Origin of the sequence: Pseudovibrio sp. Tun.PSC04-5.I4, from assembly GCF_900104145.1 — a bacterium.
GTDB lineage: Bacteria > Pseudomonadota > Alphaproteobacteria > Rhizobiales > Stappiaceae > Pseudovibrio.
This window is the reverse complement of sequence record NZ_FNLB01000001.1, coordinates 156,002-171,180: the sequence shown is the minus strand read 5'-3', so window position 1 is coordinate 171,180 and position 15,179 is coordinate 156,002. Positions and strand designations below refer to the sequence as shown.

General features: G+C 46.5%; 11 protein-coding genes and 1 pseudogene. 9 read left to right on the top strand and 3 right to left on the bottom strand.

Going from position 1 to position 15,179, the window contains the following annotated elements; genetic code table 11:
• The first annotated feature begins 28 nt into the window (after positions 1-28).
• The 3 genes from BLS62_RS00835 (at position 29) to BLS62_RS00815 (ending at position 3,349) form a co-directional block, all read left to right on the top strand.
• Positions 29-442: a hypothetical protein gene (locus BLS62_RS00835; RefSeq protein ID WP_093175351.1), complete on the top strand. Its 414-nt coding sequence runs from the start codon at positions 29-31 to the stop codon at positions 440-442.
• Between the two features lie 1,096 nt (positions 443-1,538).
• Positions 1,539-2,531 carry an IS5 family transposase gene (locus tag BLS62_RS00820; RefSeq protein ID WP_244283440.1) on the top strand — a complete coding sequence of 331 codons (993 nt, stop codon included), beginning with the start codon at positions 1,539-1,541 and terminating at the stop codon, positions 2,529-2,531.
• Between the two features lie 101 nt (positions 2,532-2,632).
• Positions 2,633-3,349 (top strand): hypothetical protein, encoded by a 717-nt coding sequence (locus BLS62_RS00815; RefSeq protein ID WP_143521467.1) that lies wholly within the window; start codon positions 2,633-2,635, stop codon positions 3,347-3,349.
• Positions 3,350-3,622: 273 nt separating this feature from the next.
• On the opposite strand, the gene BLS62_RS00810 is transcribed toward BLS62_RS00815, so the two are convergent.
• The 3 genes and pseudogenes from BLS62_RS00810 to BLS62_RS31540 form a co-directional block, all read right to left on the bottom strand.
• Positions 3,623-4,597 (bottom strand): IS5 family transposase, encoded by a 975-nt coding sequence (locus BLS62_RS00810; protein ID WP_093175328.1) that lies wholly within the window; start codon positions 4,595-4,597, stop codon positions 3,623-3,625.
• 105 nt (positions 4,598-4,702) lie between these two features.
• Complete coding sequence (locus tag BLS62_RS00805) at positions 4,703-5,695, bottom strand: IS5 family transposase (protein WP_244283438.1); 993 nt, start codon at positions 5,693-5,695, stop codon at positions 4,703-4,705.
• Between the two features lie 52 nt (positions 5,696-5,747).
• Positions 5,748-5,907, bottom strand: a pseudogene (locus tag BLS62_RS31540) (transposase); the annotation flags it as partial.
• A gap of 71 nt (positions 5,908-5,978) precedes the next feature.
• On the opposite strand from BLS62_RS31540, the gene BLS62_RS32495 reads away from it, so the two are divergent.
• The 6 genes from BLS62_RS32495 to BLS62_RS00775 all read left to right on the top strand — a co-directional run bounded on the left by BLS62_RS32495 (position 5,979) and on the right by BLS62_RS00775 (position 14,808).
• Positions 5,979-6,113: a helix-turn-helix domain-containing protein gene (locus tag BLS62_RS32495; protein ID WP_143521466.1), complete on the top strand. Its 135-nt coding sequence runs from the start codon at positions 5,979-5,981 to the stop codon at positions 6,111-6,113.
• A gap of 285 nt (positions 6,114-6,398) precedes the next feature.
• The gene (locus tag BLS62_RS00795; protein WP_093175318.1) at positions 6,399-6,770 is read left to right on the top strand and encodes a toxin-activating lysine-acyltransferase; all 372 of its coding nucleotides are present in this window, start codon (positions 6,399-6,401) and stop codon (positions 6,768-6,770) included.
• A gap of 8 nt (positions 6,771-6,778) precedes the next feature.
• Entirely contained in the window at positions 6,779-7,468 is a 690-nt protein-coding gene (locus BLS62_RS00790) for a hypothetical protein (RefSeq protein WP_093175313.1), read from the top strand.
• Positions 7,469-7,514: 46 nt separating this feature from the next.
• Positions 7,515-13,469, top strand: a complete 5,955-nt coding sequence (locus BLS62_RS00785) for a calcium-binding protein (protein WP_093175309.1) — start codon at positions 7,515-7,517, stop codon at positions 13,467-13,469.
• A gap of 251 nt (positions 13,470-13,720) precedes the next feature.
• On the top strand, positions 13,721-14,293 hold the full coding sequence (locus BLS62_RS00780) for a recombinase family protein (RefSeq protein ID WP_280141817.1): 573 nt from the start codon (positions 13,721-13,723) through the stop codon (positions 14,291-14,293).
• A gap of 104 nt (positions 14,294-14,397) precedes the next feature.
• A complete protein-coding gene (locus tag BLS62_RS00775; protein WP_093175298.1) occupies positions 14,398-14,808 on the top strand; it encodes a hypothetical protein in 411 nt (136 codons plus the stop codon).
• The last annotated feature ends 371 nt before the right edge of the window (positions 14,809-15,179 follow it).

The following is a 15,179-nucleotide window of genomic DNA, read 5'->3' as shown; positions in this document are numbered from 1 at the left end:
CCTCAATACCCATGAATAAAGGTCTTCGATGACAAATAAACTTAGATGCATAGCTATAATTAGCTTCATTGCGCTGGCAATATGTTCGCCGTTTTTAATATCGATTATGAAAAACGAAATTAAGTTAGTTAGCTTCTCCAATCAACTTGATGCAATTGATAGAATACTAGGTAAACCCGCAGAAGTTATTGCAGAAGGAAGCCAAATATATGTGGGAGGTAATGACGAAGCATGCACATACAGAGCAACAAGAGTCTATAGGTACTTCACTAAAAATACTAATGGCTTGGAGAAGAAAATTAGAGACATAAAATTTCAACATGTGAATAACAGCAACATGAAAACTGACGTCGATTCCTATGTTTTAATAACGCCATTAAGGGTGATAATTACCATTGAAGATGGCCCATACTCGGCTGGTTTTGATTTTAGATGCTGGTAAGCAGGGAAAGATAGAGAATGACAGAATACCTTTCAAAATCTGAAGATAGAATCCAAGCGATATTGTGTTTTATTAGTTGTTTTGAATATCTTGACACCAAGAGACCCAAACCCCTCAAAAGTAGGTATTCCGCTACTGACAAGCTCGTCCAAAGGGCTAAGTCCAGCCCCTTTGGTGCCCCCACCATGTATTTGAAATGTAGTTCCATCTGATTGAGTGTATAAGATAAACTTGTGATATGCGTAGTTTCCACTGACCGCAATAGGGTGATAGCCGACTTCAATTTTTTCCATGATAACCTAGAGTGTTAGTTTACTTATTGAGGCTGAATTTAGAACGATAGAGGCCAATCGAAACTCAAATACGAACCGTGCGGTTTCACTAGCATATGTGAATCCTAAGATAGAGTGCTCGCGCAACTTGACGTCTGCTATAACGACCCAACAGGCGCAATCATTATTATAATCAGCAATTACTGATTGCGTTTCCCTCATAGTATATTCAAATATTTTTTTTTGATCATTTGAATATAATGATAATATATCATCCGTGATATCTATATTATCTATGTAATTTAAATCTCCGTATTCTATCGAATTGGTTATCTTATTAACAAATTCGGTGCTTTTATTAAGATAATAATAAGCACTGACGATAATCGCTAACACAAGAGAAATTGTAAATATCATTTTCATCGTATTGCCGTCATCCTGTTGTGCGACATTTAAGCTCTGTTTCATGGCCAAATTTGAGTTGACTGTTCACTGTAAGTTTCCTAGCTCGCAAGAATCCATTAGGGTGAGCTCCTTCAGGGTTCTGACACCAATCGGATTACATGTCATAAAACTGCAAGAAAGCCATTTCAGGTCTCTAAGTCATTAACCACCATATGCACACAATCAGCGTGCATCAGAAAGTTTCAGTTGCGGCATTTGATCTGTTGCAAAATATACTCAAGGGGCAGCTCTCAGGAGAGCCGAGTACTCTTCAAGCCGATAAGGGGGCATGGTGCATTGTTCAGTTGAACTAGTCATATTTTGATGGCGCTGTTGCATAAATACGCTTCAGGCGTCTATTCCGGCTGATATTTCCTTCAATGAAGATTCACTTTATGCCGTTTAAAGCCAATGCTGATCGCCAACATAAGTTTGCCAAAGCCAAATACAAAGTGACGAACTGGTCGAAGTATAATGAAAGCTTGCGTCGTCGCGGCGATGTCACGGTTTGGATTGAAGAGAGCGCTGCCAAGGCTTGGTTTGCACCCGAGAACCAACGACGTGGACCGCCCGCCAAGTTTTCAGAGTTTGCCATTGAAACCTGTTTGCAGATCCGGGTCGTATTCGGTCTTGCTTTGAGGCAGACTCAAGGGTTTGTGAGGTCTGTGTTCCATTTGATGGAGTTGGTTTTACCGGTTCCTGACTTTTCAACCCTGTCGCGCCGCGCAGATGGCTTGAAACTTTCAAATCCCAAACCGCGAACGAACTCAGAGCCAGTAGAGCTGGTAATCGATAGTACAGGCGTTAAGATCTTTGGTGCCGGAGAATGGCAGGAAACCAAGCATGGAACCAGGATAAAGCGCAGAACTTGGCGCAAACTTCACCTTGGCCTTGATCTGAATGCCGGCGAAATCGTATGTTCTGAACTGACTGAGGATACGGTTGCCGATCCAACCGCTGTGTCGGATCTGTTGGATCAGATCGAAGATATAGTTGCTACATTTCTCGGTGATGGCGCTTATGATGGGACGCCTGTGAGACAAGAATTAGCAGGCCGTTTTGAAGGTATCGAGGTCGTCATTCCACCTCCCAAAACAGCTATCCCCGGCCCACAGGCTGCGACCGCTCCCACTGCTCGCGACCGGGATATTCTTGCCATTCAAAAGAACGGCAGGATGTCTTGGCAAAAGCAAACCGGATATGGTCGAAGGTCTCGAGGCGAAACCTTGATGGGCCGCTTTAAGCAGGTGATCGGGACCACGCTCAGGTCACGAAAGTTGAACAATCAGAGGACAGAGGCAAAACTTGGCGTCGCCGTTCTCAACACAATGACGGCCCTCGGACGCGCCACGTTCGAGACGGTTTCTGCATGATCAGATGCATGGGATTGGGCAAGCTGCAAGCTAATTTCGAATTGTACAACAGCGCCACCTAAAGACCCCACCGTATAAAATGAGCGAACTAGGAGGGCTCAGTGATGTTATTAAAGAGAACCTTGCAAGCCTTAGCTCTATTGATTGTGATATTATTGCTTCTGCCTGTACTGGGGATCGCGCCTGAAGGTGAAGAACAGCATGATTTTACGCAGAGTCAAGTAAATATAATTGCAATTAAGTATATAAAGGAGGCCGATCTGAAATTAAAGAAGAATATAGGTGTCCTATTTCTTCCAAGCATTAGGAAATCTCCGCTTGTTGGTGCAGAGGATATTCCTTTGATATCTAATAGCGTGAGCGAATGTGATGGTGTCTGTAAAGATCTGCAGCAGCAAGGATATGTAGATACTTTTCTTGACCATCAACAAAACCTAAATGAAACAAAACATTCCATAAGCGAATACTACGCAAGAGAAATACAAGATCTTGAGCCAAGATCAGACAGGCTTCAAAAGTTACTCGAACAAAAATACAAACACAAAGATATAAAAGATTACAATTATATTTCCTGTAGAACATTTACACTTAAAAATAACGTATATACTGCCCAGCTATGCTATATTGATGGGAATTTTCTTAGTTTGAATTTTTATAAATACGTAGAAACTTCCTTTAATTTTTACATTACTTACTGGTCCGCTCTCCTTCGTGGTGAAACTATTTATTGTTGCGAGTATATCGGGAGTTTGTACTACTCATTTGAGGGTGGGACTACTTGGTATCAGCTACTGCGTTGGCAAAAACAAAATAACTAACTTACTGGGGTAATTATGAGTCAAATTTCTGATGTGCTAGCGTGGGAAGCTTACCAATTTTCGAATCTAGCGTATAAACATTTAAACTCAAGTAATTGGCAGATTGAGCACACCGGGCATTCCTATGAGCTGTTGGATTCATATGGTGATGTGAATACTGGGTTTCGAGCCTATGCCTTCAGAAATATAAATACGGGTAGAGTTTATGTTTCATACGGCCTTGTTGCAGGGGTCGTGAATAGCTTAAAGCACGCCCAAACCCGTAAATTCAGGTCATGGGATTGCTTCGAACGCGGGCCTGCCGAGTTTGGTTATTGTGTTGAGAATGCTAACGCCAATCTTTGTTTCGGTCCTCTGATTGTTAAAGGTGCGTGCCTTCAGTTTGTTGCCGATGACTTGCTTCCAGCGTCCCATCTGCGTTTCAATTCGCGAGCGCTGATTGTAACCTGTTTGTTTTTGCCAACCGAGGCGCCCTTTGTCTTTGATCGCAAGAATATGTTTATCTCGCGATGACGGATTCCGGTCAGCCTTAGGACTTAAAACAGCTGTTTTGGGTGGGGGAATGATAATCTCAACGTCATCTCCATACCGTGTCTCAAGGACCCTTCGTGTTGGCTCACCGTCATAGGCTCCATCGCCTAAAAACTTGTTTACAGGACCGTCAACCTGATCCAGAAGGTCAGGCAGGACGGTCGGGTCACCTACATTTTCATAGGTGAGATCGGAGCATACAATCTCGCCAGTGTTCAAGTCCATACCAAGATGGAGCTTGCGCCAGGATTGCCGCATTGCCTTGGTTTTGTGTTTGTTTTGAAGCCATTCGCCTTCGCCATAGATCTTGACACCAGTACTGTCGACCACAAGATGCACCGGCTCTGTTCTGGCCTTTGCTGGCTTGGTAATCTGCAAGCCACCGGCTCGCCGGGACAACGTTGAAAAATCTGGAACTGACAAATCAACTTGCATCAATCGAACCACAGAGCGCATAAATCCTTGCGACTGTCGTAACGCCAAAGCGTATACGCTACGCAGTGTTAGGCATACCTCAATGGCTAAATCAGAATACTTGCGTTGCCCTCCACGAGTGGTCCGGCGCTGCGCTGACCACTCCTTCCCGATCTCACGGCTGACCCAGATCGTCAAATCACCACGATTACGAAGACTTTCGTTATAGTCACGCCAGTTTGTGACACGATATTTCTTCTTGTCAAATTTGTGACGACGGCTGGCGTGGAACTTGTGGGGCATCGGATAGCTTTATGAAGACGAACAAGCCTTCTAATTACAGACACTGAGCGGCGCTGTTGCACAATTCGAAATTAGCTTGCAGCTTGCCCAATCCCATGCATCTGATCATGCAGAAACCTTCTCGAACGCAGCGCGTCCGAGGGCGGTCATTGTGTTGAGGACGGCGACGCCAAGTTTTGCCTCTGTCCTCTGATTGTTCAGCTTTCGTGACCTGAGCGTGGTCCCGATCACCTGCTTAAAGCGGCCCATCAAGGTTTCGCCTCGAGACCTTCGACCATATCCGGTTTGCTTTTGCCAAGACATCCTGCCGTTCTTTTGAATGGCAAGAATATCCCGGTCGCGAGCAGTGGGGGCGGTGGCAGCCTGTGGGCCGGGGATAGCTGTTTTGGGAGGTGGAATGATGATCTCAACACCGTCATAGCGCTTTGCTATTTCCTGTCGTGTCGTGAAGCCATCATAAGCGCCATCCCCTAAAAACGTTGCCACCGGACCCTCAACCTGATCCAACAGATCCGGCACAACGGTTGGATCGGCAACCGTATCCTCAGTCAGTTCAGAACATACGATTTCGCCGGTATTTAGATCAAGGCCAAGGTGAATTTTGCGCCAAGTTCTGCGCTTTATCCTGGTTCCATGCTTGGTTTCCTGCCATTCTCCGGCACCAAAGATCTTAACGCCTGTACTATCGATTACCAGCGCTACTGGCTCAGAGTTCGTTCGCGGTTTGGGTTTTGAAAGTTTCAAGCCATCTGCGCGGCGCGACAGGGTTGAAAAGTCAGGAACCGGTAAAACCAACTCCATCAAATGGAACACAGACCTCACAAACCCTTGAGTCTGCCTCAAAGCAAGACCGAATACGACCCGGATCTGCAAACAGGTTTCAATGGCAAGCTCTGAAAACTTGGCGGGCCGTCCACGTCGTTGGTTCTCGGGTGCAAACCAAGCCTTGGCAGCGCTCTCTTCAATCCAAACCGTGACATCGCCGCGACGACGCAAGCTTTCATTATACTTCGACCAGTTCGTCACTTTATATTTGGCTTTGGCAAACTTATGTCGGCGATCAGCATTGGCTTTAAACGGCATGAAGTGAATCTTCATTGAAGGAAATATCAGCCGGAATAGACGCCTGAAGTGTATTTATGCAACAGCGCCCGGCATAGGCATCAGCCTGCAAAATGCCGGAAAACTCTTTGAGATGGCCTACCGGGTTTTCAGCCTTACGGTCTGCTGAGAACCAGTAAGCGGCAACGGGTGGGGCCTTACCGCCAAAGGGGCGGTCATCACTGACATATGTCCAGATCCGCCCTTGTCTTGAAGCTTTTCCGGATTTGGAGATTGCTTTGACAAGTCTGAAGGTAAAACGCTTGGCCGACCGCAACGTTTGACATTACAGCAAAAACAAGAGGCCTTGGTGGATCTGGACAACGGTGTAAGCATCTCTGCGACTGCCAGAAAATACCATGTCAGCAGGCAGACAATCATGCGCCTCAGAGATAGTCGTGGCAGTGAGAACTAAGCAAAGTTTACTGCAATGGGATAAGATAGGCCCCAAGAAAGTAGGTATTTTACGGTAAGAAAATCAGAACTGAAGAATACCCCTCTCGTCAGACAAAGCTCCTTCTATCCAACTCTTCATTGACTAAAGCGGATACATTTAGGCAAAATTCTATCTATGTGACAAGCCAAAACAAGGTTCGTGCAAGTCAAACAGACTTATCTATCAAACCAAAGCTAATTGAACATGAGCGAATATTCAAATATGCAGGGCGTTAAGAAACCAGCAGCAACTTAGGGTAGTCATATGTCTACTGAAAAACCTGATTTAAGTAAATTTGACGCGCAGACCTTTGCGTCAACCATGGGACAAGCCGTGTGGTTGATGACCATGTCCGAAGCACATAAAGACTTACCAATTCGCGTTGTTGAAGAGCGTATTGCACCTGCGCTTTTGCTGCACCAATTCAAGCTTTATTCCAAAGGAAACCAGCCTGTCGCATTTCTGGTTTGGGCCTCGGTGAACGATGAGGTCAAGGCGCGCATTGAAGCGGGCGACAAGAAGCTGGACATCAAAGATTGGCGCTCAGGCAATAACATCGTCATTTTAGAATGCGTTTCTCCATTTAATCCCGCGTCTGTTTTTGAGCAAAAATTCCTTAATGAAATTAAGAAGTAGGTGTTGTGATGAAGTGTTTTATCCTTACTCCCAAATTCAGTTACAAAACGCATACTGGTTTGGTTTGGGCTACTGGTCCGGATCGGGAAACTGTCGTAACACGTCGCAGCAATGTAAGTTGGGACCCATATAACGATGTCTCCTATGAGACTGGAGCAAATACATGGGCAGCAGCTGGCATTTTGACAAAAGAGAGCAAAATCGAGCTTGCAAAACTATATGTCATTGCCGCCGGAGCTCGTGCCTCACTTGAACACAGCCATGTTATAGGCGATCTAAGTACATCCCCTCGCGTCGATACTGCAGTAGATGAGGCGTTTGTTTCAGCAATGAACGCATTAGATCCATCTCTTTTTGAGTTCACGCTGCATAAGAACGTCATTGATGGTGAACGCGGCTGTCCTCCATGGGACGGGCCTGTTTTTCTTGTGACTGTGCTCTCCACTCGACCCAGCTATGATTTGGCAAAATCGGATCTCCGTGTCGCGACGGGAGTTAAGGAAACCTGCAAGGGCTCTTATCGGTCTTGTGGGGCAAGGCGAGTCGTCAAGGCAAGTGTGGTCCGGGACGGTTTGATATGGCGTGATGCATATACCCGGGATGTAATGTGCACTCAACCAGTCCTTGATGCATTAGAGGCAATTGGCGTGCCCGAATGGGATACCCGAGAAATCGAAGTTTTCGACGATATGATTTAACTAAATATCACCCAATACTATTGATTTTAATATTGAGAATGTGTCTATGTCTGACGATAAAAAAGCATTATCCCCTCTCCAAGACCATCATATTATACCGCAAGATATTTTTGATAAAGGCCACCCATTACTTGAAGATCTTGGCGACTTTTTTCCAAAAGACGGCAAAAAATACAATATAATGGGACTGCCAAATGAACTTAATGATAGCTTTACACGCCATCAAGGCCCTCATGACGAGTATACAGTTTGGGTCAGAGCTCAACTTGACATTATTGATGACTCTGGTGCATCACTCGAGCAAAAAAAAGGCATGGTCGTTGGTTTGACCAATGTTCTCAAAGTCAAGTTTGCAACCCCCGGCTTTCTTGAGCAACTTAACAGCAGGCCAAAAGGTGAAGTTCTTACAGAACTTGAAAATGGGCTGCCGTTTGACAAATACAAAGAGACATCTTTCTTCAAATTTGGGGAACTTGTTGATGGTGCACTTGCTGTAGGCGCCAACGGGGATTGGAAGTACGTTCACGGCCAGTCTGCTTTGAACGCCTGGCAGTTTGATAAGGTGAACGTTGCGGACCAAGAACAACGTCTCAAAGACCTCAAAAAAGCATATGATGCCATCTACAATGAACTGAAAGATGAGCTGGCCGACCCTGACTTGAGCGAAACGTCCAGAAAATCTGCCAAGGATGCTCTTGATGGTATTGCTGCTGGGAAAGGGCTTTCTCTGGATGATGCACTGGAAACCCTACGTGGTGACAGGGATTTTACTAACTATGTAGGACCCGATGGAAAAGCGTCTATCCTGTTCAGCTCTTCGTTTGCAGCAGGCTTAAGCGCCAAATTGCTTAACCTTGGGGATGGGTCGGCAGTTGTTGATGCAGTTTCGCTTGGGCTGTTTGCCCACGGTCTTGTGGAGATGGGGGTCTTCTCTTCTTCAACCAGCCTAGCTTCCATGGCTCGCGCCCTGGCAAACTCAAATATTCTACCTAAAGCTCTTGGTTTACTTGATGATTTGGCTGTTGAGATTGGAAAAGAAGCCGCTATCACCGGTATTGCAACTGTTCTTGGCGTTGGGCTGCTGTGGAAGGGCTACGAAATCTATGAGAGCCTTGACGGCCTCAAAGGGGCTCTGGAGTTTGCCGGTCAACATTCTGACAATGAAACGATTGATTACCTCAATGAGACCGTGAAGGAAATTGAAAAATGGTTTGGCCAAGACGGCCATTCTGATTCTGGTTTTGTTCCTGAGTATGCAGAGCTAGCTGGCCTTATTTCGGTTGCGTTTAAAGACTTCCCGCAAACACTCGCTACCATCGGCTTTGCGGTTAAAGAACATCTGCGCGCAAAAGGTGACAGTTCCTGGACGCTTTTTTCAGACAATGATGTCGAAGGGGCTTTGTTTCATCTGCAAAAGTTTATTGACGAAAATGGAAGTGGATCACTTCAGTCTGAGCTGCAGACGGCAATGTTCAACAGCGATGATCTGAGTGTTCTTGAAAAAGTCAATCTGTTCCCAGATCGGTGTTTTCCCAAGGGAACGCTTATTGCCATGTGGGATGGCTCGCAGAAGGCAATTGAAGAGATGACAGTCTCGGACCAAGTGCTAGCATTTGACGAAGATGGCAACAGACAGCCGGGCGAAGTCACAACCCTGTTCCGGAATACAACTCAGGAATGGTTGCAGCTGAGTTTTGAAGATGGACGTGCACCGCTGCATGTAACTCCAGGCCACCGCTTCCTGAGCGAAACTGGCGATTATCTTGAAATTGGCCAGATGTCCCGCTTGGGAGGCGGAACGGTTCGGATTGTCAATGAACAAGGTGCAGTCGTCACTGCTCAGACGAAAAATATTCTTTACAGTTCTGAAACTGCCCATCTGTTTGAGCAAGTGGAGCAGCAAGTTGCTGCCGGTTCTTCTGTGAACCATGCAGCCAGTGGCTGGCAGACTTACAATTTCGAAGTGTCCACCCACCATAATTATGTTGCTGAGAAAATTCGGGTTCACAACGACTCTATTTTTGCCTACCTCAAACCGCATGAACGTCCTTATGTGACTGGCTACAAAGATCTTGACGGTGATGATTTTCCAGACTTTGTTGTTATTAAATATCCAGGCTCGACACTGGAAAAGGAAAAGTATCTCGTTGCGGGGAGAGTGGTTGAGGAAATCACCACCACCGACAAGGATGGCAATCTCATCTATATTCGTAGAGAGCTGGATGAAGACAACCAGGTCGTCAAAGAAGAAATCAAACAACTGACAGGTGCCCAGGCAGGTGAGAGCATTGGCAAGTCGCTGACGCCGTTTCTTGCAAATGCCATCCTGGGTGATGATGCCAGTCTTTTTGAGCGAGTGGCCACTGACACCGTGCTCAACACGCTGCTGGGCAATCTTGGTGAATTCCTTGGCGGTACCATTCACCGTGGTGTGCTGGATCTTGGCGAACTTGCCTTGATGGACAACATTGAGACGATTGCCGGTGATGCTTTTGAGGATCTGGGCGGCGATTTTGTTGTCGCTGGTGCCAACGCTGCCATCTCTGTTATCAATCAGCTGATCATGGCAGAGATCTTTTCAGATGTTGCAGGTGATGGTGTTGGCGGAGAAGTTTTCGAGGCTGTTGTTGGGACTGGCCTCGATATCCTGCTGACTGAGGGGGCCGGTTATCTTTTTGAGACGGATGTCTTTACGACCCTGTTTCAAGACGTAGGCCTCTCGGCAGACTCCATTAAGACGATTCAGGGTATTGGTGACATAAACCCTGTCAGCATGGTGATGACGGCGGTGATCAATGCGGTCTTGCCAGATTTAGAGACGTTAGAGGGGCAGATTGCGTCCACTGTGACTTCTATCGCCTTTACTGCATTTTCCATACTTACTCAGACCCTAACTGCATTTACCGGCCCCATCGGTGCAATCCTCGGTTTTATTGTTGGTTCCATTTTTGATACTCTGTTTGAAAAACACCCTCAGGCATTCACCCATGTGGGTTTTGATGACGAGACTGGACAGTATGTCATTCTTGATACTTGGTCCAAGGATGGTGGCAACAAGGAGATTTCCAAAGATCTGGCACAGGCTTACGTGGACAGCATGAATGGCTTTGTTGATCTTGTGAAGGCGGAGTCCCACAATTTCGAAGAATTGGGGAAGTGGTCTTTCGGGCACTATGAGGAAGCCCTAAAAAATGCAGGCAAATCAGGGCTGACGTTCAATGATTTCCAGTCTACTTATTTGGATGCATTTGTGCGTGATTTGGCTGCTGCGGAAATTTATGATGGTCAACGCATGGCTGTAAGAGCATTAGAAAGTGCGAAAGTAGTTGGATACGTAAAACTTAAAACAGAGTTAGGATTTACTCAAATACTTGAGTATATGAATGGAGAATTATTTGGAGTTACCTATAACAACAATAAAAATTTTCAAGAAAACATTGGCGTATTACTACAGCAGTTACATGGTTACATAGGTTATCATTTTAGTGGATATGGCGACCCGAGAGTTGGAGAACATCTCGCGGACTTATATCTTAAAATCGAAGGAATTACAGATGGAAATTCTATTGAAACTTATGCTGAGTTCGCAATTATTCACGATTTACCAGAGGAACTGCTAACAGATCCCGACCTGACACAAATGGTTCTGAGCCGGATGCAGATTGCAGACGATTATCACAAGTATCTAGAAAACCGTGCAACCATCAATGCGCTGATCGCAGCTGAACCGGAAAGCGCATTTGCAGCTGGCTGGATGGCAACCTTCATTGCAGCCAAAGATTTGGGTCTGGATGAACCTTATATTCTTGATGGTGATGCGATCGATAACGTGTTCTACACCGCCGACGGGGATGATGTTATTGACGGCAAGTCCGGTGACGACCTTATCAAAACCTATGGTGGGGATGATGTCCTCAAGGGCGGCACTGGCGATGATACACTCGTTGGTGGCTCGGGCGATGACCAGCTTGAAGGCGGCGCTGATAATGACACCTATGTCTTTGCCGGCAGTTTCGGCAAGGATGTAATTATCGATAGTTCAGGCAGCCTGGATACCATCCGTTTTGAATGGGGAATAACTCTCTCTGATCTGAAGTTTGTCAAAGACGGCAATGACCTGCTGGTCTACAAACTTGACCCTCATGATCCTGGTAAAGCTCTTGAGGAACTGAACAACGTCATACGCGTTAAAAACTGGCAATCTTCAATCGAACGCTTTGAGTTTACTGATGGTACGATAAAAGGCCGTCTTAGCCTTCTGACTGATGGCAATGATAGCTTTACCGGAACGTCATCAGAGGACTTGATCACAGGCTTCGGTGGCAATGACACGCTTAAGGGAGGCTCAGGAAACGACACCCTTGTTGGCGGTGAAGGCAACGATCAACTATTGGGGGGCTCAGGCGACGATATCTACGTGTTTGAGCGTAATTTCGGCCGAGATGACATCACTGAGACGTCCGGTACCGACACTATTCGCTTTGCAGATGGCATAACGCTTTCTGACCTGAAGATTGTGGAAGCTAGCGGTGATCTAAAGTTCTATCTCATCGATCCTGCAAATCCAGATCAGCCCTTGGATGATATCGCAGACGTTCTGACCATCAAAAATTGGAGTGCCGATAACCCACATGTTGAGCGTTTTGAGTTTGCTGATGGGACTGTTTTAAGAGAAGTTGAAATCCGAGAAGATGGCCGGCTACAACTTAAAGGGCTAACAAATGGTCAGCCCAATGTAATTTATGGCTCGTCTTTGGATGACTTCGTATATGGCAGCTCTGGGAACGACATCTTAAGTGCTGGCAAAGGAGAAGGCGGTCCTTCCTGGCAACATCTATATGGTTATGGAGGTGATGATACTTACCTTTATGGCAAAGGTGGTGGCAATACCTTACTGAATTATCATGATGGTGAGAATGATGGGAGTGATACGGTCAGGTTTACAGATTTGAACCTCTCAGATTTTACAATTTCCATTCATGATTATGGTTCTGATAATCTTAATGGGAAGGCCTTGAATTTTGCCTGGTTCTCTGATGGACAGTCAGGGAACTTCCGTGTTGCCAATCTTGGCGAGCATATCGAACGGTTTGAGTTTGCCGATGGGACGGTGTTGAGCAAAATCGACTTTTTCAGCCATGGTCGCATCAAATACTATGGTACTGATGGTGATGATATCATCAAAGGTGGAGCTCATGGTGAAGAGTTCTATGGTGGAGCTGGAGCCGACCATATTGATGGAAGTGCAGGCAGTGATACAGCAAACTATGCTCATTCATCATCGGCAGTCTCAATCAACATGGGCACAAATGTGCTTGTGGGTGGTGCAGCCGAAGGCGACAAGCTCGTAAATGTTGAAAACGTTGTTGGTTCGCAGTTTGATGACACCATTATTGGGGATGATGGCAATAATGCTCTTTATGCATTAAATGGCACAGACCATTTGGAAGGGCGAGGGGGCAACGACACTCTCAATGCATATGGGAATGGTGCAGATTATCTCGATGGTGGAGCTGGTGTTGACGCCGTTCGCTATCGCTGGTCCCAATCTGCGGTTACAGTAAATCTTATCGACCAGACAAAGAACGCTGGAGACGCTGCAGGAGACACTTATATCTCCATTGAAAACATCGTTGGCAGTGATGTCTATGGCGATCATCTTACAGGCGATGCTGGAAACAACAGGATTTGGGGTGAGGGTGGTGATGACACTTTAGTTGGCGGTGCTGGTGAGGATCAGCTCTATGGTGGAGATGGCTCAGATACTTTTGCCTTCAATCGTAATTTTGGCAAAGATGTGATCAAGGATTTTGCTGCCGGTATAGGATCAGATGACATAATTCGCTTTGATCTAGAGGTTTTAATGGATTTTGATACGATCATTGCTGCAGCAAGCGATAATGGTAGTGATACTGTTATTAAGATTGATGATGATAATTCAATCACATTGACAGGTATTCTAAAGTCGGAACTTCATATAGATGACTTCCAGTTTGTCTGATTATTCGTAATTAAAATCTTGAAAGCCCTCAACAAATCTCTGCTGAGGGCTTTCTTTGGTTTGCCCATAACGTACAATTTAGAAAGCTATTGTTCTAGCTGTTACAAAGCGGATTGCCCAAGACTGTCGGCCAGACCCTTGTCACTTGTATGCTAGGCGAGGGCCATCCAAACAGGACACCGAATCGCCCTCTCTTACTTCATGAAGTCCCTACGAGATTAAATCGCTCGTACGTTGAAAGAGAATTAAGGATTGGCTATGCCCGCTGCTCGACCGACAAGCAGGACCTTGAAATCCAGAAATCATCGCTTGTGGATCTTGGTGTCGATGCCAGCCGAATTTATAGCGATCACGGATTAACCGGCACCAATCGGACCCGACCGGGGCTCGACCAAGCGTTGGCCGCTGTGCGCGAGGGGGACACTTTGGTTGTTGCTAAACTGGATCGGCTTGCCAGATCTGTACCGGACGCCAGATGGATTGCCGAACAGCTCACAGAGCGCGGCGTGAAGCTGCAGCTGGGCGCCAGCGTTTATGATCCGGCTGATCCGATGGGGAAGATGTTCTTCAACATTCTTGCCACTTTTGCCGAGTTTGAAGCCGACCTTATTAGACTACGAACCCGCGAAGGCATGAAGCGGGCAAGAGCGCTAGGTAAACTGCGCGGCAAGAAACCCAAACTCTCCGAGCTGCAACATAAAGAGCTTCGCCGGATGTACGATACTGGCGAGTACTCCATTTCCGATCTAGCGGAAATGTTTACCGTCTCTCGGCCAACAATTTACAGAACCTTAGCAAGAACCTCAAAGACCCAGCAGGTCTGAGCCATGTTCCAATAGGGAAGGGCACATTATAGAGTTATATTTCTATAACCAATCCTATATCCTTCATTTGGCGCACAAGGCGTTCTCACAGAGGTTCCTAAACAATGACTTCAGCAGAATCCCGACCGTACGGCTCCACGTTTTGGCGGAGGTCCTTCGCGCTCTTCGCTGTGATTTTTGGGGCGATGACTCTGATTTCCGGCGGGAGCGTCTTATTTGGGCCGGTGGAGGCTCAAGTGGCTGCGGGCGACTACATGCCAGTTGTGCTCTGGTTCAACTTTCTTGCAGGTTTTCTCTACATCGGTGCTGCCATTGGGATCTGGCTACAGCGCAACTGGGCGCTTGGTCTGTCTGCGTTTATCGCAGTGGCAACGGGCCTGGTTGCTTTGGGGTTCGGATTTCAGGTTTCTCAAGGTGTGGCATATGGGATGCGAACTGTTGGGGCCTTGGCCTTACGGATAGGTGTTTGGATCGTGATCACTCTGACGCTAATGCGCAGTCGGCATCAAATGTGAGGCTCTGATAACGAAGTCAAACAGGGCCAACAGCTGCCACTCAGGTGGTTCCATCAAGGGTTGACACACGCTCACCCAGAGGCTTCTACAGCAGCTCTTATGGGCGATATGGAATTACTCAACTGACCATTTGCGGGCATTCGGCCTAACCCGAGGCAACTCCAAACTGAATGAAGTTTCAACTTTGGGTTTTTGCCATTCGCGCAATTACTGCCATGAGCGTAATTGTCGCCTACTTCTAGCATTTTCTGAGTTTCGAACGCTCAGGCCCTGACCCAAAGTAATGATCTGTCAGAAAGCGTCCTTAAACCCTCTTTTTTATTCGTGTTGACTTAAATATCTCGTAAGCGTCCGCTCAGGACCGCCTTACG